Source organism: Streptomyces spinosisporus (genome assembly GCF_022698145.1).
Lineage (GTDB): Bacteria > Actinomycetota > Actinomycetes > Streptomycetales > Streptomycetaceae > Streptomyces > Streptomyces spinosisporus.
In genome coordinates this window covers 39,163-57,637 of the sequence record NZ_JALDAX010000008.1, presented here as the reverse complement: position 1 = coordinate 57,637, position 18,475 = coordinate 39,163, and the positions used below count along the sequence as shown (strand labels likewise).

At 71.7% G+C, this 18,475-nt stretch carries 14 protein-coding genes; 6 read left to right on the top strand and 8 right to left on the bottom strand.

Annotation, left to right across the window (positions count from 1 at the left end; genetic code table 11):
- Positions 1-128: 128 nt before the first annotated feature.
- Genes MQN93_RS21660 through MQN93_RS21645 form a run of 4 tightly spaced genes read left to right on the top strand, consistent with a single transcriptional unit; the run spans position 129 to position 6,788 of the window.
- Positions 129-1,316, top strand: coding sequence for an ROK family transcriptional regulator (locus MQN93_RS21660; protein WP_242710870.1), 1,188 nt, complete (start codon positions 129-131; stop codon positions 1,314-1,316).
- Between the two features lie 26 nt (positions 1,317-1,342).
- Positions 1,343-3,160 carry an alpha-galactosidase D gene (locus MQN93_RS21655; RefSeq protein WP_242710869.1) on the top strand — a complete coding sequence of 606 codons (1,818 nt, stop codon included), beginning with the start codon at positions 1,343-1,345 and terminating at the stop codon, positions 3,158-3,160.
- Between the two features lie 20 nt (positions 3,161-3,180).
- Positions 3,181-5,544, top strand: coding sequence for a glycosyl hydrolase family 95 catalytic domain-containing protein (locus MQN93_RS21650; RefSeq protein ID WP_242710868.1), 2,364 nt, complete (start codon positions 3,181-3,183; stop codon positions 5,542-5,544).
- Positions 5,541-6,788: an SGNH/GDSL hydrolase family protein gene (locus MQN93_RS21645; protein WP_242710867.1), complete on the top strand. Its 1,248-nt coding sequence runs from the start codon at positions 5,541-5,543 to the stop codon at positions 6,786-6,788. Before MQN93_RS21650 ends, MQN93_RS21645 begins: the two co-directional genes overlap by 4 nt.
- Positions 6,789-6,790: 2 nt before the next feature.
- On the opposite strand, the gene MQN93_RS21640 is transcribed toward MQN93_RS21645, so the two are convergent.
- The 5 genes from MQN93_RS21640 to MQN93_RS21620 all read right to left on the bottom strand — a co-directional run bounded on the left by MQN93_RS21640 (position 6,791) and on the right by MQN93_RS21620 (position 13,838).
- Positions 6,791-9,745, bottom strand: coding sequence for a helix-turn-helix transcriptional regulator (locus MQN93_RS21640; protein WP_242710866.1), 2,955 nt, complete (start codon positions 9,743-9,745; stop codon positions 6,791-6,793).
- Between the two features lie 89 nt (positions 9,746-9,834).
- Positions 9,835-10,188 (bottom strand): UBP-type zinc finger domain-containing protein, encoded by a 354-nt coding sequence (locus MQN93_RS21635; protein ID WP_242710865.1) that lies wholly within the window; start codon positions 10,186-10,188, stop codon positions 9,835-9,837.
- Complete coding sequence (locus MQN93_RS21630; RefSeq protein WP_242710864.1) at positions 10,185-11,642, bottom strand: ATP-binding protein; 1,458 nt, start codon at positions 11,640-11,642, stop codon at positions 10,185-10,187. The genes MQN93_RS21635 and MQN93_RS21630 overlap by 4 nt, the downstream gene beginning before the upstream one ends.
- Positions 11,639-13,315: an NAD(P)/FAD-dependent oxidoreductase gene (locus MQN93_RS21625; protein WP_016433196.1), complete on the bottom strand. Its 1,677-nt coding sequence runs from the start codon at positions 13,313-13,315 to the stop codon at positions 11,639-11,641. The genes MQN93_RS21630 and MQN93_RS21625 overlap by 4 nt, the downstream gene beginning before the upstream one ends.
- A 166-nt stretch (positions 13,316-13,481) precedes the next feature.
- Positions 13,482-13,838 (bottom strand): VOC family protein, encoded by a 357-nt coding sequence (locus MQN93_RS21620; RefSeq protein ID WP_016433195.1) that lies wholly within the window; start codon positions 13,836-13,838, stop codon positions 13,482-13,484.
- Between the two features lie 59 nt (positions 13,839-13,897).
- Between MQN93_RS21620 and MQN93_RS21615 the strand changes: the two genes are divergently transcribed.
- Positions 13,898-14,773: a universal stress protein gene (locus MQN93_RS21615; protein WP_242710863.1), complete on the top strand. Its 876-nt coding sequence runs from the start codon at positions 13,898-13,900 to the stop codon at positions 14,771-14,773.
- A gap of 1 nt (position 14,774) precedes the next feature.
- Here the strand turns inward: MQN93_RS21615 and MQN93_RS21610 are convergent, their stop codons facing one another.
- The 3 genes from MQN93_RS21610 to MQN93_RS21600 form a co-directional block, all read right to left on the bottom strand.
- Complete coding sequence (locus MQN93_RS21610; protein ID WP_242710862.1) at positions 14,775-16,010, bottom strand: DUF4032 domain-containing protein; 1,236 nt, start codon at positions 16,008-16,010, stop codon at positions 14,775-14,777.
- Positions 16,011-16,051: 41 nt separating this feature from the next.
- On the bottom strand, positions 16,052-16,798 hold the full coding sequence (locus MQN93_RS21605; RefSeq protein ID WP_016433192.1) for an MBL fold metallo-hydrolase: 747 nt from the start codon (positions 16,796-16,798) through the stop codon (positions 16,052-16,054).
- Positions 16,799-17,058: 260 nt separating this feature from the next.
- On the bottom strand, positions 17,059-17,685 hold the full coding sequence (locus MQN93_RS21600; protein WP_242710861.1) for an alpha-ketoglutarate-dependent dioxygenase AlkB: 627 nt from the start codon (positions 17,683-17,685) through the stop codon (positions 17,059-17,061).
- A gap of 134 nt (positions 17,686-17,819) precedes the next feature.
- On the opposite strand from MQN93_RS21600, the gene MQN93_RS21595 reads away from it, so the two are divergent.
- Positions 17,820-18,458: a TetR/AcrR family transcriptional regulator gene (locus MQN93_RS21595; protein WP_016433190.1), complete on the top strand. Its 639-nt coding sequence runs from the start codon at positions 17,820-17,822 to the stop codon at positions 18,456-18,458.
- The last annotated feature ends 17 nt before the right edge of the window (positions 18,459-18,475 follow it).

The window sequence follows — 18,475 nt, the reverse complement described above, 5'->3', positions numbered from 1 at the left end:
TCCCGCGACACGGCGGACACCGTGTCGCGGGAGGGCGGGGAGACACCACAGGCACCGCACAGAGAACCTTCAGGCGATTCCTGTCTCTTTTATTGACAGCGTAAATTAATGGCTCTAGGTTCCCGGCCATGCGCTCGACCCCGCCCGCCGAGACGTTCCCGGCCCATACGCCGGCCGCCTCGCAGATCTTCACCACGGTGCTGTCCCAGGGCCCCCTCACCAGGCTCGAGGCCGCCCGTCGGGCCGGGTTGTCCGCCGCCGCCGTCACCAAGGCCGTCCGCCCGCTGCTGGCAGCCGGCTATCTCGTGGAGAGCGCCGACGAGGAGGCGCGCCCCGCTCTCGGACGGCCCGCGAGCCTGGTGCGCGTGGACGGCGGACGCGCCCTGTTCATCGGCCTCAAGGCGACCGGCGGCGAACTCATCGGCGTCCTGACCGACCTGTGCTGCCGCATCCGCATCGCCCGGCGCATCTCCCTGACGGACCGCCAGGACACCGCCGTACTGGCGGTGATGGGGGAGCTGGTGCACGAACTGCGCACCGGGGCCGTCGACTTCGGCGCACCGGTGCTCGGTCTCGGCGTGGCCGTCTCCGGCGATGTCGACCGCGCCGAAGGCGTCGTGCGCTACTCGCCCTTCCTCGACTGGCGGGACGTCCCCCTCGCCGAACTCGCCGCCAAGACCACGGGGTTGCCGGTCACCGTCGACAACGACGTCCGCGCCCTGACCGTGGCCGAGCAGTGGTTCGGGGCCGGCGTAGGCCTGGCCGACTTCGCCGTGGTGACCGTCGGAGCCGGCATCGGCTGCGGCCTCGTGGTGCACGGGCGCGTCGTCGCCGGCGCCCACGGCGTCGCCGGCGAGATCGGCCATGTGACCGTCGACCCGGCCGGACCGCCCTGCCACTGCGGCAACCGCGGCTGCGTGGAGGCGATCGCCGGGGACGCCGCGATCCTCCGCCGGATCCGCGAGTCCACCGGCGTCGAGGTGGCCGACACCTCTGAGGCCCTGGCGCTGGCCCACCGGGGCGTCGCCGGGGCCCGCGAGGCGTATGCCGGGGCGGGCGAGGCGATCGGCCGCGGCATCGCCACCGTGGCCAACCTGTTCGGCCCCGAACGCGTGATCATCTCCGGCGAAGGACTCGCCGGCTACGACCTGTTCGCCGAGCAGATCCGTGACACCTTCACCCAGGCCGCCTTCGGCTCCGCCGCCCACTGCGACGTACAGACCCGCCCGCTCCCCTTCGAGGAGTGGGCACGCGGGGCCGCGGCCACCGCGATCCAGTCCTTCATCACCCCCGACGACCCGCCCCCGAGCCGCTGAACCGACTCCCCCTGGAGGTACGACCCATGCGGTCATCCTCGTACTCCGTCATGCCCGTACGCACCCTGAGAGCCGCCGTGGTCCTGGCGCTCGCCGCGGGTGCCGTCACCGTCGCCCCCGTGGCCACGGCCGCGCCCGCGGCGCCCGCCGTGTCCGTGACCTCCGACGCGTCCGCCGCCAAGCCCTATATGGGCTGGTCGAGTTGGAGCATGCAGTCCTCCAAGTACCCCGGCCTCAACCCGGACGGCGACTACAGCTACCTCACCGAGGCGAACGTCACCAAGCAGACCGACGCCCTGGCCGCCAAGCTGAAGAAGTACGGCTACGAGTACGTCAACATCGACGCCGGCTGGTGGCGCGACAACGCCTGGAAGCCCGAGTACGACGAGTACGGCCGCCAGAAGGCCGACCCGAAGCGCTTCCCGCACGGCATGAAGCCCGTCGCCGACCGCATCCACGCCAAGGGCCTCAAGGCCGGCATCTACCTGCCCGCCGGTCTGGAGAAGGAGGCCTACGACGACGGCAAGTCCCCCATCTGGAACGCCGACGGCTGCACGACCGCCGACATCGTCTACGGCGACCTGCGCACCACCAACGGCTGGGACAGCTCCTACAAGCTCGACTTCTCCCGCCCCTGCACCCAGAAGTACATAGATTCACAGGCGCAGTTGATAGCCGGCTGGGGCTACGACTTCCTCAAGCTCGACGGCGTCGGCCCCGGTTCCGGAAAGAGCGGCGACCAGTACGACAACGTCGCCGACGTGGCCGCCTGGAACAAGGCCATCGCCGCCACCGGCCGCCCGATCCACCTGGAACTGTCCTGGTCCCTGGACATCGGGCACGCCGCCGACTGGAAGAAGTACTCCCAGGGCTGGCGCATCGACACCGACGTCGAGTGCTACTGCAACACCCTCGTCAGCTGGGAGAACTCCGTCGACGACCGCTGGGACGACGCCCCCGCCTGGACCCGTCACGCAGGCCCCGGCGGCTGGAACGACCTGGACTCCCTCGACGTCGGCAACGGCGAGATGGACGGCCTGACCAAGGCCGAGCGGCAGAGCTACGCCACCCTGTGGGCCATCGCCAAGTCCCCGCTCTACACCGGCGACGACCTCACCCGCCTCGACTCCTACGGCGTCTCCCTCCTGACCAACAAGGAGGTCATCGCCGTCAACCAGGGCGACACCCCGCCCGCACAGCCCCTCACCCCGTCCGACCCGCAGCAGGTGTGGGCGGCGAAGAACCCCGACGGCAGCTACACCGTCGCCCTGTTCAACCTCGCCGACCGCCCCGCGTCCGTCTCCGCCGCCTGGGCCACGCTCGGCTTCACCGGCCGGGCCGCCGTCCGTGACCTGTGGAACCACGAGAACCTCGGCAGCTTCAAGGACAGGATCACCGAAGCCCTGCCCGCCCACGGCTCACGCCTGTTCACCGTCACCCCGCGCGGCAGCGCCCTCGCCTTCACCGGATACGAGGCGGAGGCGACCTCCAACACCCTGGCCGGCAGCGCCTCCGTCGCCGACTGCTCCGCCTGCTCCGGCGCGAAGAAGGTCGGCAACCTCTACCTCGGCGGCAAGCTCACCTTCAACGACATCGTCGTCCCCAAGGCCGGCACCTACCAGGTGAGGATCGCCTACGTCAGCGGCGACGCCCGCTCGGTGGCCGTCTCCGCGAACGGCGGAGCCGGGGCGAGCCACAAGTTCCCGTCGACCGGCGACTGGGGGACGACCGGAGCGGTCTCCGTACCGCTGACCCTCAAGGCCGGCTCCAACACGATCACCTTCGACAGCGGCAACGGCTACGCGCCGGACATCGACCGGATCGACGTACCGAAGTCCTCCTGACCCCCTTCGTAGGAGCCGCCATGCACACCGATCCGTCCCACCTGCCCAGACGCGACCTGCTCGCACTTGCCGCCACCACGGGCGTTGCCCTGGCAGGACTGCCCGCCTTCACCGCGCACGCGGCACCGGAGCGACCCGACAACACCGGTTCGTATCACGGCAGTTCACGCGACACGCTCTGGTGGCAGGCGCCCGCCGACGGGAACTCCATGATCGAACAGGGCCTGCCCGTCGGCAACGGCCGCCTCGGCGCCCTCGCGAGCAATGACTCCGGCCGCGAACTGCTCCTCGTCACCGACGCCACGATGTGGACCGGCAACCTCAACGACACCCTCGACGCGGACGGCCAATTCCCCTACGACCGCGACAACTTCGGCTCCTTCACCCTGCTCGGGAAACTGACCGTCGACCTCCCCGACCACGACCTCGGCGCCGTCTCCGGCTACCGCCGCACCCTCGATCTCGCCCGCGGCGTGGTGACCACGTCGTACGTCCGCTCGCGGGTGACCTATCACCGGCAGATCTTCGCCAGCCGCCCCGACGACGTCATCGTCCTGCACTTCACCCAGAGCGGTGGCGGCCACTACACCGGCAGCGTCACCCTGGAGGGCATGCACGGCGAGGGCGCCGCACTCGCCTTCGGGGCCGCGTTCCCCAACGGCCTGAAGTACGGCGCCGCCGTCACCGCCCACGGCACCGGCGGCCGGGTCACCGTCAGCGGCTCGCGGATCGACTTCGCCGGCTGCAGGGACCTCACCGTGGTGCTGAGCGGCGGCACCGACTACGCGCCGGACGCCGCCAAGGGCTTCCGCGACCCCTCGCTCGACCCCGAGCGGCTGGCCCGCACGAAGGTCCGCGACGCCGCCGCCCACTCGGCCGACACCCTGCTGAGAACCCATGTCGCCGACCACCGCGCCCTGTTCGGGCAGTTCGACATCGCGCTCGGTGAGTCCTCCGCCGACCAGCGTTCCCTGGACACCTGGGAGCGGATCAAGGCACGCACGGAGGCCGGCGACCCGGACCCCGAACTGGAAGCCGCCTACGTGCAGTTCGGCCGCTACCTGATGATCTCGGGATCGCGCGGCAGCCTGCCCCTCGGCCTGCAGGGACTCTGGCTCGACGGCAACGACCCGGCCTGGATGGGCGACTACCACACCGACATCAACCTCCAGATGAACTACTGGATGGCCGACCGCGCGGGACTGTCCTCCTGCTTCGACGCACTCACCGACTACTGCGTCGCCCAGCTCCCGTCCTGGACCGACCTCACCCGCCGTCTGTTCAACGACTCCCGCAACCGCTACCGCAACTCCAGCGGCAAGAACGCCGGCTGGACCATCGCCATCTCCACCAACCCGTACGGCGGAGGCGGCTGGTGGTGGCACCCCGCGGGCAACGCCTGGCTGTGCAACAGCCTGTGGGAGCACTACGAGTACACGCGGTCGCGGGCCCATCTGAAGAAGATCTACCCCCTCCTCAAGGGCGCCTGCGAGTTCTGGGAGGCGCGGCTGCTGACCACCACCCTGCCGGGCAGCTCGCGCGAGGTTCTGATCGCCGACAGCGACTGGTCGCCCGAACAGGGCCCGCTCGACGCCAAGGGCATCACCTACGCCCAGGAACTCGTATGGACGCTGTTCGGCAACTTCTGCACTGCGGCGGCCGAGCTGAGGTGTGACAATGGTGCCGCGGCGAGGATTTCTGGCCTCCGCAAGCAGCTGTACCTTCCGCAGGTGAGCCCGAAGACCGGCTGGCTGGAGGAGTGGATGAGCCCCGACAACCTCGGTGAGACCACCCACCGTCACCTGTCGCCGCTCGTTGGACTGTTCCCCGGAGACCGCATCCGCCCGGACGGCTCCACCCCGGACGACATCGTGGCCGGCGCCACGGCCCTCCTCACCGCGCGCGGCATGAACAGCTTCGGATGGGCCAACGCCTGGCGCGGTCTGTGCTGGGCCCGCCTCAAGGACGCCGACAAGGCCTACCAGCTGTTCGTGAACAACCTCCGCCCCTCCGCCGACGGCAGCAACGGCACCGCCCCCAACCTCTTCGACATCTACGAACTGGGACCGGGCGACGGCGTCTTCCAGATCGACGCCAACTTCGGCACACCGGCCGCCGTCGTCGAGATGCTGCTGTACTCGCGCCCGGGCCACCTGGAGCTCCTGCCGGCCCTCCCCGACGCCTGGGCGGCGTCGGGCTCGGTGCGGGGCGTCGGCGCACGCGGCGGCTTCGTCGTCGACCTGAGCTGGCGGGACGGCAAGCCCACCGACGTGCGCATCCGCAGCGTCGGCGGCCGCACCACCACCGTCGCCCACGGCGACACCTCCCGGTCCGTGACCCTCCGACCAGGCGCCTCGGTCACGCTGAGGGACTTCGCCCGGTGAGCGCCCGCCTCGCCCGGGCCCGCCGCCTCGGGGCACTCCTGCTGCTGGCGGGCACCGTCCAGGCCACACCGGTCCACGCGTCCGCCGACCAGCCCGAGTTCACCGTGACGGGCGCGCCCGCCGACCGCCGCGACGTCATCACCTGGGGCGCGAGCGCCGACCGTATGAGCAACGCGGTCGCCGACCGGGGCTACCGGCTCGTCGTGCACACCAGCGTCGCAGGACGCGACCTGCGGGTCCGGCTCTCCAACGCCTTCGGCGACCGCCCGGTGACCTTCGACAGCGTCTACGCCGGCATCCAGAAGGCGGGCGCCGAACTGGTCCACGGCAGCAACCGCCCGCTGACCTTCGACGGCGCCCGCTCCGTCACCGTCCCCGCGGGCGGCGCCGTCCTCACCGACCCCCTCCCCGGCAGGATCCCCGCCGCGACCGACCTCGTCGTCAGCATCCACTCACCGGACGCGGCGGGCCCCGCCACCGGCCACTGGATGGCCATGCAGACCTCCTACGCGACCCAGGGCGACCACACCGCCGAGGAGGGCGCCGACCAGTGGACGGAGGTGCTCGGCTCCTGGTTCTACCTGGACGCCGTCACCGTGCGCCCCCTCGCCGGCACCGGAGCCGTCGTGGCCCTCGGGGACTCCATCACCGACGGCTGGCAGTCCTCCAGCGACCTCAACCGCCGCTGGCCCGACTACCTGGCGCGTCGGCTGCACGCCGCCGACGCCGACGTCCAGGGCGTGGCGAACGAAGGCATCTCCGGCAACAAGATCCTCGCCGACGGCGGCGGCCAGAGCGCCCTGAAGCGACTGCAGCGCGACGTGCTCTCCCAGTCGGGCGTGCGCACCGTCTTCTTCTTCGAGGGCGTCAACGACATCAAGGCCCACACCGGAGTCACCGCCCAGGACCTGATCGCCGGCTACCGCCAGGTCGTCGAGCGCGTCCACGCAGCCGGCAAGTGCGTCGTCGGCGCCACCGTCGGCCCGTACAAGGGCTGGTCGGAATGGGACGCGGCCGGTGAGCAGGTACGCCAGGAGGTCAACGCCTTCATCCGCGACAGCGGTGAGTTCGACGCCGTCACCGACCTCGACCACATCCTGCGCAGCCCCTACGACCCCGAGCGCATGCTCCCCGCGCTCGACAGCGGCGACCATCTGCACCCCAACGACAAGGGCATGCAGGCCATGGCCGACGCCGTCGACCTGAACAGTCTCGACTGCGACAGCCGGAGCCGCACGGGCTGAGATCAGCCCGACGCCGTCGGCTCCGGTGCGATCAGCCCCTGGCGGTAGGCGATCGCCACCGCCTCCGTACGACTGGCGGCGCCCAGCTTGGCCAGGATGTTGGAGACATGGACGCTGGCCGTCTTGCCGCTGATGAACAGCTCCTCGCCGATCTGCCGGTTGCTGCGGCCGCGCGCGAGCAGCCGCAGCACGTCCTGCTCACGGGCGGTCAGCGGCGAGGGGCGCTCCCCCTCGGAGGGGGTGTCGGCGAGCCGGCCACGTCGTACGAGATCGTCGATCCGCTCCAGGAGGGGAGTCGCACCGAGCCGCTGAGCCACCGCTCTCGCCTCGCGCGCCTGCACGGCCGCCTCCGCGCGCCGCTCGGCGGTCAACAGGGCCTCGGCGAACCGCACCTGGCTGCGCAGGTGTTCGTACACGTCGCCGTAACCGAACGCGTCCATCGACCTCTCCCAGGCCGCCGCGTCCGGACCGGAGACCGCCCGCAGCCACTCCGCCTCGGCACGGGCCAGCCAGGCCATTCCCTCGGGGCCCTGCGGGGTGCCGTGCTCGCCGTGCCGGGCCGTCCGCCGGGCCAGCTCGACCAGTTCGTCCGCGGTGTCCTTCCAGCGGTCGGACTCGCCGCCGGCCGCGCGCAGTTCCACCGCCGCGTCGGCGACCGCCGTCAGCGCCAGCGCCGCGAACCGGACCGTGACGTCGGGGAGGCGGCCCGAGTCGTCGGTCAGCGCGGCGACCGTGGCACGGGTGCGCTCCACCGCCGCTTCCGGCTCGCCCCGCAGCACGGCGGCCTCGGTCAGCGCGAGGCTCGCGATCAGCGTGGCCATCCAGTCGAAAGGCCCCTCCAGCAGGGCCCGGGCCCGCTCGACCGCACGCAGGTCGCCGCGGGCCAGCGCCACATACAGCGCGGGCCCCATGGTGTAGCCGCCCGCCGCGGGCAGGACGGCCGCGTCAGCTTCCGCGGCCCGGACGCACTCGTCCCAGCGGCCCAGTGTGTACAGCACCAGCAGGTGCAGATAGCGCATCTCCAGTGGATACGGTGACGACAGCAGCCCGGCGCGGCGGGCCCGGTCCAAGCCCTCCGTCACCCATGGCAGGCAGCCCTCCAGATTGCCCGCCTCGAAGCAGCCGACCGCCAGATTGAACAGGGCGCGCATCTCCACCGGGGCGTTGCCCGCCTGCCGGGCCAGCTCGCGGGCCTCGGCCAGCCGCTCCTGGTTCTCCGGGATGCGGCGGCCGCCGCCCTCGAGGATGGCCAGGGAGATCAGGAGGTCGGCCTGCGCGTCGGCGACCCGCAGCTGCTCGGCGACCCGCAGGGCCTGGCGGGCGACCCGCAGGGCCGTCTCGTTCTCCCCTATGTGGCGGGCCGCGATGACATGCGTGGCCGCCGCCCACACCCAGGTCCGGCTCGGCGGCTCGGCGGGGATCATCGCGAGCGCCTCGCTGCTGTAGGCGAACGCGGCCGTCAGGCTGTCGACGCTCATCAGATTGCCCGCCAGTGTGTAGCGCACCCGGGCCGCGAGCTCGGAGTCGGTGTCCTGGCCGGTGCTCGCGAGGGCTGCGCGGGTGAGCGACACCGCCCGGTGCGACTCACCGGCGTGCGCGGCCGCGGCCGAGGCGCGCAGCGTGAGCGTCACCCGGTCGACGCCGTCGCCCGAGGGGCGCGCCGCTAGATCCACGGACTCCCACAGGTCGAGGGCGGTCTCCAGGTGGCGCAGCTCCTCGGCGGGCGCGCCCACCCGCGCGGCGTGTCCGGCCGCTTCCAAGGAGGCGGCGAGCGCGTCGGGCAGGTCGTGGCTCTCGCGGTAGTGATGGGCGCGCTCGGCCGCGCTCTCGGCCGGATGGCCGCGGCCCGCGAGCAGCCGGGCGAACGTGCCGTGCAGCCGGGCCCGTTCCCCCGGGAGGAGGTCGGCGTACACCGCCTCACGGGCCAGGGCGTGCCGGAAGGCGTAGGTGTCGTTGCCGCCGGGGACCAGCAGCTGGCGGCCGATCGCCTCGCGCAGCGCCGCCTCCAGATCGTCCTCGGGCAGTCCCACGGCGTCCCGCAGCAGGTCGTGCTCCACGCGCCGCCCGGCGACGGCGGCCGTGCGCAGCACCTGCTGGGCGGTGTCGGACAGCTGCTCGATCCGGATCAGCAGGACGTCGGCCAGCCCGCTGGGCACACCGCCCGCCTCCGTGTCGGTGGCCGCGAGCAGCTCCTCCGCGTAGAAGGCGTTGCCCTCGGCGCGATCGACGATGCCGCGGACCGTGGCGTCCGGCAGCGGACGGTCCTGCAGCGCGCGCACCAGGCGGGTCACCTCGGCGTCGGCCATGGGCCGCAGCTCCACCCGCTCGACGGCGGGCAGACGCACCAGCTCGGCGAGCAGGGGGCGCAGCGGATGCCTGCGGTGCAGGTCGTCCGCGCGGTAGGAGGCGAAGACCGCGAGCCGGTGCGTGGGTGCGCCGCCCGCGGACCGCTGCAGGATCCCGCGGCTGAGCAGGAACCGCAGCAGGTCACGGGAGGACTGGTCGGCCCAGTGCAGGTCCTCCAGGACCAGCAGCAGCGGAGCGATCTCCGCCAGGTCGGCGAGCAGCGCCGCCATGCCCTCGAAGAGCTGGAGCCTGCCGCCCACGTCGTGTCCGGCGTCCGTGGCCGCGCCGCGCAGCCGGTCCACCACCGGATGTGACGCGAGGACGTCCGCGAACCGTTCGTCGCCGCCGAGCACGCCCAGCACCTCGGTGAACGGCAGATACGGCAGACCGACGTCACCGAGGTCGACGCAGTGACCGGTGAGGACGGTCATCCCGTCCCGGACGGCCCGCCCGGAGAGCTCGTCCAGCACCCGAGTCTTGCCCACGCCGGCGTCCCCGGCGAGCAGCACGGCCCGCGCCTCGCCGGCGCGGGCGCGCTCCAGTACCCCGGAGAGCCGGGCGACTTCCTCGTCCCGGCCGATGAGCGGCGTGGTGAATACGGTCTGCGGCACGCGTCCATCCTGGCACGCGGCACCGACAGAGCTCCGGGGATATATGCGCCCGACCGGTACCTGCCGTGTTCAGGACCTTCCCGCCGTGTTCAGGACCGCAGCGTCTTCATCCAGTCCTCCGGCACCCGCCCCGCGGGACCCGGCGCCGGCTGGTCCGCCGGGTGGCTCTGCGGCGGTGCGAGATCGGGACCGGACTCGTACAGCTGCGCACTGTCGAAGTCCCAGAACCAGCTCTCGCCCGGCTCGAAGCTCTGGATCACGGGGTGGCCGGTGGCCTTCCAGTGGGCGGTGGCGTGCTTGGCGGGGGAGTCGTCGCAGCAGCCCACGTGACCGCACTGGGCGCACCGCCGCAGATGGAACCACCAGCCGCCCGCCTCGTCGCACTCGGTGCATCCGGTGCCGCTCGGCGGGACGCTCGGGTCGATTCCGTCGGCGCTGGTCATACGGGCTCCTCGGAGGTTTCGTCGGCCGGGGCGGTCAGCGGCAGCAGGACCTGGAAGCGGGTGTCGCCGGGTTCGGACTCGACCTGGAGGGTGCCGTGGTGCTTGTTGACGACGATCCGCCAGGAGATGTCCAGGCCGAGCCCCGTGCCCTCGCCGACCGGCTTGGTGGTGAAGAACGGGTCGAAGATGCGGCCGCGGATCTCCTTCGGCACGCCGGGCCCGGTGTCCCGGAACTCGACGAGCAGCATGTCGTGCTCCATCGCCGTCCGCACGGTCAACGTGCCTTCCCCGCCGACGCTGTTGATCGCGGAGACCGCGTTGTCGATCAGGTTGGTCCACACCTGGTTGAGCTCCGCCGGGTAGGCGGGGATCCTCGGCAGCGTACGGTCGTAGTCCTTGACGACCTCGATCCGCGGGCCGATCTTGCCGCCGAGCATCAGCAGGGTGCTGTCGAGGAGTTCATGCACGTCGGCGTTCTGGAACGGGGCGCGGTCGAGCTGCGAGTACTGCTTGGCGGCGTCGACGAGATGCGAGATGCGGGTGGTGGAGTCGTTGATCTCGTCCATCAACAGCTCGGTCTCGACGGTGTAGTTGAGCCAGCCGATCGCGTTCGGCAGGATCTCCTCGTCCACGGCGGCCGCGATCTGGTCCAGCCAGTCGACGTCGAGACCGGCCTGCACGAAGGTGGGCGCGATCCGCCAGCCGTCCTGGATGTCGTGGTCGTCCAGCCAGTCGGTGACCGTGTCCTCCCGGTCCGACGCCTCCAGGGGGCTCAACGTCGGTGCCTTGGCGACGCGTTCGGCCGTGCGTTCCTGGATGTCGATGAGGTTGGCCATGACCTCGGGGCTGTACGAGCCCTGCGCGATGACCGCCAGCTTGTGGCGCATCTTGCCGACCCGCTCCCGCAGCGTGGCGGTGGCCCGCACGGCCGCGGCGGCCGGGTTGTTCAGCTCATGCGTGAGCCCGGCGGACAACGAGCCCAGCGCCAGCAGCCGTTCGCGCTGTCCGATGGCGCGCTGGGTGCTCTTCGAACCGAAGAACAGCCCCTCCAGCAGATGCACCGCCATCGGGAACCACTCCTGCATGATGGCCGCGAAGGTGTCCGCGGGCAGCACGAAGAACCTGGTCGGCTCCGTGACGCGCATGGAGTTGTTGTAGACCTGGCGGACCCGGTCCCCGATGTAGGCCTGCATGGCGCCCGAGTACACCCCGGGCTGTGAGGTGCGGGTGACCTCCACGTCGTCGCCGCCGACCCGCCGGTACAGCACGACGGTGCCTTCGACCATCACGTAGAAGCAGGTGGCGGGCTCGCCCTCGGTGTACACCGGCCCCGGCTCGAACTGCTCCACCCGCCCCTCGCTGCACAGCCGCCCGAGCTGCTCCGGGGTGAGCTTCTCGAACAGGAACAGCGAACTGATCTCCTGCGGGCTGCAGGGCATCAACTGCCCGCTCACGACTGCTCCAGATACCGGTGGACGAGCATCACGGCCATGGCTCCCTCTCCGACGGCGGACGCGACGCGCTTGGCGGAGTCGGCGCGTGCGTCGCCCGCCACGAACACGCCGGGAATATTGGTCTCCAGGTGGTACGGCGACCGGTCCAGTTCCCAGTCCGCGGGCGGCCTTCCGTCCGCGGTCAGGTCGGGCCCGGCCAGGATGAACCCGTGGTCGTCCCGCAGCACCGTGCCGTCCAGCCAGTCGGTCAGCGGGGCGGCGCCGATGAACACGAACATCCACTGCGCGTCGACGAGTTCGGTCTCGCCGGTGTCCACGTCGCGCAGCAGGAGCTGCTCCAGACGGCCCGAGCCGTGTGCGGCCTCGACGACGGTACGCGCGCGTACCGAGATGTTCGGCGACTCGTTGATCTGCTGGATGAGGTAGTACGACATCGACGCGGACAGGTCGGCGCCGCGCACCAGCAGGGTGACCGACTTGGCGCCCCGGGCGAGGTACATGGCCGCCTGTCCGGCGGAGTTGGCGCCGCCGACGATGTACACGTCCTGCCCCTGGCAGGAGGCCGCCTCGGTGAGCGCCGAGCCGTAGAAGACCCCGCAGCCGGTCAGGTCGGTGCAGCCGGGGGCCTCCAACTGCCGGTAGGAGACGCCCGTCGCGAGGATCACGCTGTGCGCGGCGACCGCCGAGCCGTCGGAGAAGCGCACCGTCCGCGCGGCCCCGTTGACCTCCAGACCGGTCACCTCGCGCGTGGTGAGGATCTCGGCGCCGAACTTGCCGGCCTGCCGCCGGGCCCGATCGGTGAGCTGCGCCCCGGACACGCCGTCCGGGAAGCCGAGGTAGTTCTCGATCCGTGAGCTCTGCCCCGCCTGCCCTCCGGTCGCCGACCGCTCCACGAGCACGGTCCGCAGCCCCTCGGAGGCGCCGTAGACCGCGGCACCGAGCCCCGCGGGCCCGCCGCCGATGACGACGAGGTCGTAGAAGTCGGCCGCGGGCGTCGTCGCCAGGCCCACCCGCGCGGCCAGCTCCGGAGCCTCCGGCTCCACCAGCGGCGCCCCGTCCGGGGTGATCACCAGCGGCAGCCGCTGTCCGTCCTGCCCGGCGGCCGCCAGCAGCCGCTGCCCCTCGGGTTCCTCGGCGGAGTACCAGCGGTAGGGCACCTGGTTGCGCGCCAGGAACTCCCGTACGTCCGACGAGCGCGCCGACCAGCGGTGCCCGACCACCTTGGTGCTGGGCACCGGGCGGAAGTCGCTGCAGCGCCAGGCCTCCAGGAGGTCGTCCAGGACGGGGTAGAGCTTCTCCTCCGGCGGGTCCCAGGGCTTGAGCAGATAGTGGTCGAGGTCGACGACGTTGATCGCGTCGATCGCCGCGTTGGTGTCGGCGTACGCGGTCAGCAGGACCCGCCGTGCGCCCGGATAGACGTCGAGGGCCTGCTCCAGGAACTCGATGCCGTTCATCTGCGGCATGCGGTAGTCCGCGAGGATCACGGCCACGAGATCACCGCGCAGCTTCAGCTCCCGCAGCGCGTCCAGCGCCGACTCGCCGGACTCCGCGCGGACGATGCGGTACGACTCGCCGTAGCGGCGCCGCAGGTCGCGGGCGACGGCCCGGGACACTCCCGGATCGTCGTCCACGGTCATGATGACAGTCCGCGCTGCGTCGGACGCCTGTGCCATACGTCTCCCACCCCGAGTGGTCGGACCGACGGCTCGACGAGCGCTGTCGCTGAGGCGGTCGCCGCGCCGGCTCCCGCCCATCGTATGTTCGATCGTCCCGCTTCGCCCCGCCATGAGGCGGGCGGCCGCCTCGATCCGGGGCGGCAGGTGCCAGTGGGACGGGCGGTCAGCGGCGTCGCGAGGAGAGCACGCAGAACTCGTTGCCCTCGGGGTCCGCCAGCGTCACCCAGGGAACGTCGTCGCCCTGGCCGATGTCCACGTGCCGTGCGCCCAGCGCGAGGAGCCGGGCGACCTCCGCTTCCTGGTCGTCCGGGCGGAAGTCCATGTGCAGCCGGTTCTTGACCGTCTTGCTCTCCGGGACCTGGGCGAAGATGAGCCCGGGCAGCGTGTCCTTGTCGGGCCGGATCTCGAACTCGTCGGGGTCGTCGTTGACCACGACCCAGCCGAGCGCCTCGCTCCACCAGCGTCCCAGTGCGACCGTGTCGGCGGCGTCGACGTTGACTTGCTCCCATTCCAAGGCCATGGGACAAGCTTAGTGAAGACTGACTCCCAGCGAGGCGACCACGACTTTGGAGGCAGCACATGACGCGCCCGATCACCGCGGGGGTCGACGGAACCGAGGAGAGCCTCGCCGCTCTGGACTGGGCGGCGAGGGAGGCGGTGCGCCGGGGCCTGACGCTGCGCGTGGTGCAGGCCTGGACCTTCCAGCCGTACGAGGCGATCGACGCCGCGGACCCCGGCACCCAGGCCCGATGGGTGCGCGACGCGCTGGATGAGGCCGTCCGCGGTGTCACCGCACGGCACGCCGGTCTGGACGTCGTCACCGACGTCGTCTCGGGGGACACGGTCGAGACGCTGCTCGACGCCGCCGCGGAGGCGGAGCTGCTGGTGCTCGGCTCACGCGGCCACGGCCCCGTCGTGGGCTTCCTGCTCGGCTCCGTCGGCCAGCAGGTGATCGTCGGGGCGAATCGGCCGGTGGTGCTCGTACGCGCCGGGGACCAGCCGTCGGCCGAGGCCGCGGGCCGCGAGATCGTCGTCGGCCAGCAGGGCGAACCGGAGGACAGCGCCGAGACGTTGCGGTTCGCGTTCGAGATCGCGGCCCGGCGCGGCGCCACCGTGCGTGCGGTGCGGGCCTGGTCCCTGCCGCCGGTGTTCGCCTACAGCCCGGGTTCGATGCAGTTGCTCGACGAGGCGGGCGGCCTGGAGCCGTTCGAGAAGAAGGCGCTCGGCGCCGCGCTGCAGCCGATGCGGGAGCTGTTCCCGGACGTTCCCGTGATCGAGCACCTGGAGATCGGCAGCGCGGGTCAGGTGCTGCTGTCGGTCGCCGGGCGGGCCCAGCTGATGGTCGTCGGGCGGCGTGCCCGCCGTACGGGCGTGGGTGCACGCATCGGATCGGTCGCGCACGGGGTGCTGCACCACGCGCCCTGCCCGGTCGCGGTGATCCCGCACACCGAGTGAGTCACTCGCCCGACATGGGCTGCAGCGTCTCGCGGGCCTTCGGCAGGATGTTCTTGATGTAGTCCTCGACCGCGGTGTCCAGGCCGATGTCGTGCTGGGCACGCTCGGACAGGTACCAGCGGTGCTCCAGCAGTTCGTGGTAGATCTCCGCGGCGTCCATCGTGCCGCGCAGTTCGACCGGTACGGCGCGCACGGTGGGGCGGAAGACGTCGCGCACCCACCGGTGCGCCAGCACTTCGGGCCGGGCCGCGAGGGGGTCGCCGGGCGCGTAGTCGTCCTGGGTCGCCATCCAGCTCTCCAGGTCGTTGAGCAGCCGCCGGGCCTGGTTCTCCTCCGCGTCCAGGCCGGTCAGGCGCAGCAGTTGGCGCTGGTGGTGACCGGCGTCGACGACCTTGGGCACGAAGGTGACGGTGTCGCCGTTCGAGGAGTGCGCGATCTGCATCTCGGCCACGTCGAAGCCGAGGTCGTTCAGCCGGCGTATCCGGCGCTCTATGTAGTGGTACTTGCCCGCCGGATAGACGGAGGTCCGGGTCAGCTCCTCCCACAGGTCGCCGTAGCGTGCGCAGATCTCCGTGCCGAACTCGATCGGGTCCACGGACGGGTGCAGCGCGCCCGAGGCCTCCAGGTCCAGCAGCTCGCCGCTGATGTTCACCCGGGCCAGGTCGAGGTCGTACTCCCGCTGGCCGGAGCTGAGCGCGGGATGCAGATCGCCGGTCTCGGCGTCCACCAGGTAGGCGGCGTAGGCGCCCGCGTCGCGCCGGAAGAGCGTGTTGGACAGGGAGCAGTCGCCCCACGCGAACCCCGCCAGATGCAGCCGCACCAGCAGCACGGCCAGGGCATCCATGAGGCGGTGCATGGTGGCCGGCCGCAGGGTCGTCTCGAACATCGAGCGGTACGGCTGCGAGCCGCGCAGATGCCGGGTGATCAGCACCGGCTCCAACGGCTCCCCGTCGGCGTCGGAGCGGCCGGTGACCACGGCGAGCGGGTCGACCGCCGGGATGCCGAGCCGGTCGAGGTCGCGCAGCAGCTCGTACTCGCGCTGGGCGGGACGTTCGGCGAGCTCCTTGACGGCGATGACCTCGTCGCCGGCGCGGGCGTAACGCACGACGTGACGGGATATGCCGCGGGGGAGCGGGACCAGGTACTCCTCCGGCCACTCCTCCAGGGGCAGCTGCCACGGCAGCGCCAGCAGGAGCGCGGGGTGCTCCGGGTTCGTCGCGCTGATCTGCAGTGCCATGGCTCGCGTGTCCTCGCCCTCGCGGTGATCGTCACCTCACCTTAAAGGGCACGCTCCTTGGCCTGAAGTGCTGCCTCACCCACCGGACCGCGGTGCGCGGGACCGTGTCCGGGCAGCATCAGGTCGCCGTCCAGTGCGGCGAGAACGTCCAGCGAGGCGACGGCGCGGGAGCGGTCGTGGTGGAACATGTCCGGCAGCAGCTGCGGCCCCTTGACGCGTGACGTGGGGTGGCCGCTGACCAGGGCGTCGCCCGAGATCAGCACCCCGGTGTCCGGGAGGTGGAAGGCCGCGTGGCCGTCGGTGTGGCCGGGGGTGTGCACCGGAACGGGCCGGCCGGGCAGGTCCAGCGCGCCCTCCGCCGGGAAGGGCTCCGGCACGGCGACCGGCACATGGGCCGTGCCGCCGGACCGCAGGGCGTGCACCGACCAGGGCAGCACGCCGGGCCGCCAGCTGTTCTTCAGGACCTGCCCGATGGTCACCTGGTGCAGGAACTCCCGCCGTGCGTGCGGCACTTCGGCCGGGTGGAGGTAGATGGGCGTGCCGTAGGTGCAGCGGAGGAACTCGGCGGAGCCCAGGTGGTCGTTGTGGGCGTGCGTGATCAGCACCGCCGAGACCGCCTCCGGCGCGCCGCCCACCGCTTCCAGGGAGGCGAGCAGCTGCTCACGGTCTCCGGGGTAGCCCGTGTCGACGAGGGTGATCTCGTTTCCCTCGGTGATGATGACCCAGTTGGTGTTGCTGCCGTGCACCAGGTGGATGCCGTCGGCGACTTGCCGTACGTCTGCGCGCATGATCGCCCCGCGTGATGAGGTCCTGCCCCCGACGGGCACCAGCAAAGCAGACCCGCACACCACCGGAACCGTCGGGTCCGCGCCAATCGGCGAGTTCAGGGCGCATATCGGCGAGTTCGGGGCGCACGGTGAACAGCAGGCGCGTTGGTATGTTCCCGGCGCTCACGCCTCTGGGCAGGTGTACAAGGGGAAGGGCTGCCTCCGGCACCGTCCGCCGGAGGCAGCCCCCTGCGCGCAGCCGAAGCGGCCGCCTCTCCGCCTCACTGCACGCCGTGCGGGCGGAACTGGATGCTGATGCGCGGTCCCGCGGCGCGTGTGGTCTTCGGTACGCAGTGCTCCCAGGTCCGCTGGCAGGAGCCGCCCATCACGATGAGGTCGCCGTGCCCCAGCGGGCGCCGCACGCTCTCGCCGCCCCGCACCGGGCGCAGCAGCAGATCGCGGGGCGCGCCCACGGAGACGATGGCCACCATCGTGTCCTCGCGGGCGCCCCGCCCGATCCGGTCGCCGTGCCAGGCGACGCTGTCGCGCCCGTCGCGGTAGTAGCAGAGCCCGGCCGTGGTGAACGGCTCGCCCAGTTCGCCGGCGTAGTGCGCGGACAGGGCCTCGCGAGCCTCGTCCAGGACGGGGTGCGGAAGCGGGTCGTCCGCGCCGTAGAAGGAGAGCAGCCGGGGTACGTCGACGACCTGGTCGTACATCTTCCGGCGCTCCGCGCGCCACGGCACCTCGGCGGCGAGGTGTTCGAACAGGGCGTCCGAGCCGCCGAGCCATCCGGGCAGCACGTCGATCCACGCGCCGAGGCCGAGCCAGGTGCGCCGGATCCCGCCGAGGGGGCCGAGCCGCAGCTGGTCGGTCTGGTCGAAGAGCGAGCCCTGGAGGTGCGTGGTCATGGAACCAGCGTACTCCTCCATTCGAACTTTTGTTCCCCTCGGCTTTCCCGGTTCCCCTGCCGCCTCTCGCTGGTGAACCCCTTTCGATGCATTGCTGTATCGGATACATTCCCGTATCGAACGGAGGTACGGGCATGGTGACCGAGGAGAAGGCGGAGCGGCGCGTCACGCGGCGCAGGGTCCGCACGCGGGCCAACCTTCTCGACGCCGCCTTCGCCGTGTTCGCCGCCAAGGGCTTCGGACGGGTCTCGATCGAGGAGGTCTGCGAGGCCGCCGGGTACAGCAGGGGCGCGTTCTACTCCAACTTCGACAGCCTGGACGAGCTGTTCTTCGCCCTCTACCGCGAGCGCGCCGACCTCATCGCGGAGCAGGTGTCCGGGGCCCTCGCCCAGGACGGGCCGGACCTCGACGTGCCCGCCGCCGTCGACCGGGTCACCGAGGTGCTGCTCCTCGACCTGGACTGGCTGCTGGTCAAGACGGACTTCCTGGTGTACGCCGCCCGCGCCCCGCACGTCGCCGGGACGCTGCTGGAACACCGGGCACGGCTGCGCCGCGCGATCGCCGAACGGCTCGCCCGCGCACGCGGCTTCGGCGCACTGCCCGCCGTACTGGGCGACGTCGACGGCGCGGCCCACGCCGTGGTGGCCGCCTACGACGGCGTCACCACCCAACTGCTGCTGGACAGGGACGTCGAGGCCGCGCGCACCTGGCTCAAACAACTGCTCACCGCGCTGCTGACGGACGGCAGCAGCCCTCAGTCTGACCCCCATTGAGAGAAGGATCGGTCGCC

Excerpts from the sequence above, each read along its gene's own strand:
- MQN93_RS21650 (WP_242710868.1), top strand. The coding sequence starts at position 3,181 with ATGCACACCGATCCGTCCCACCTGCCCAGACGCGACCTGCTCGCACTT.
- MQN93_RS21625 (WP_016433196.1), bottom strand. The coding sequence starts at position 13,315 with ATGGCACAGGCGTCCGACGCAGCGCGGACTGTCATCATGACCGTGGAC.
- MQN93_RS21600 (WP_242710861.1), bottom strand. The coding sequence starts at position 17,685 with ATGACCACGCACCTCCAGGGCTCGCTCTTCGACCAGACCGACCAGCTG.
- MQN93_RS21620 (WP_016433195.1), bottom strand. The coding sequence starts at position 13,838 with ATGGCCTTGGAATGGGAGCAAGTCAACGTCGACGCCGCCGACACGGTC.
- MQN93_RS21635 (WP_242710865.1), bottom strand. The coding sequence starts at position 10,188 with ATGACCAGCGCCGACGGAATCGACCCGAGCGTCCCGCCGAGCGGCACC.
- MQN93_RS21615 (WP_242710863.1), top strand. The coding sequence starts at position 13,898 with ATGACGCGCCCGATCACCGCGGGGGTCGACGGAACCGAGGAGAGCCTC.
- MQN93_RS21610 (WP_242710862.1), bottom strand. The coding sequence starts at position 16,010 with ATGGCACTGCAGATCAGCGCGACGAACCCGGAGCACCCCGCGCTCCTG.
- MQN93_RS21655 (WP_242710869.1), top strand. The coding sequence starts at position 1,343 with ATGCGGTCATCCTCGTACTCCGTCATGCCCGTACGCACCCTGAGAGCC.
- MQN93_RS21595 (WP_016433190.1), top strand. The coding sequence starts at position 17,820 with ATGGTGACCGAGGAGAAGGCGGAGCGGCGCGTCACGCGGCGCAGGGTC.
- MQN93_RS21660 (WP_242710870.1), top strand. The coding sequence starts at position 129 with ATGCGCTCGACCCCGCCCGCCGAGACGTTCCCGGCCCATACGCCGGCC.
- MQN93_RS21605 (WP_016433192.1), bottom strand. The coding sequence starts at position 16,798 with ATGCGCGCAGACGTACGGCAAGTCGCCGACGGCATCCACCTGGTGCAC.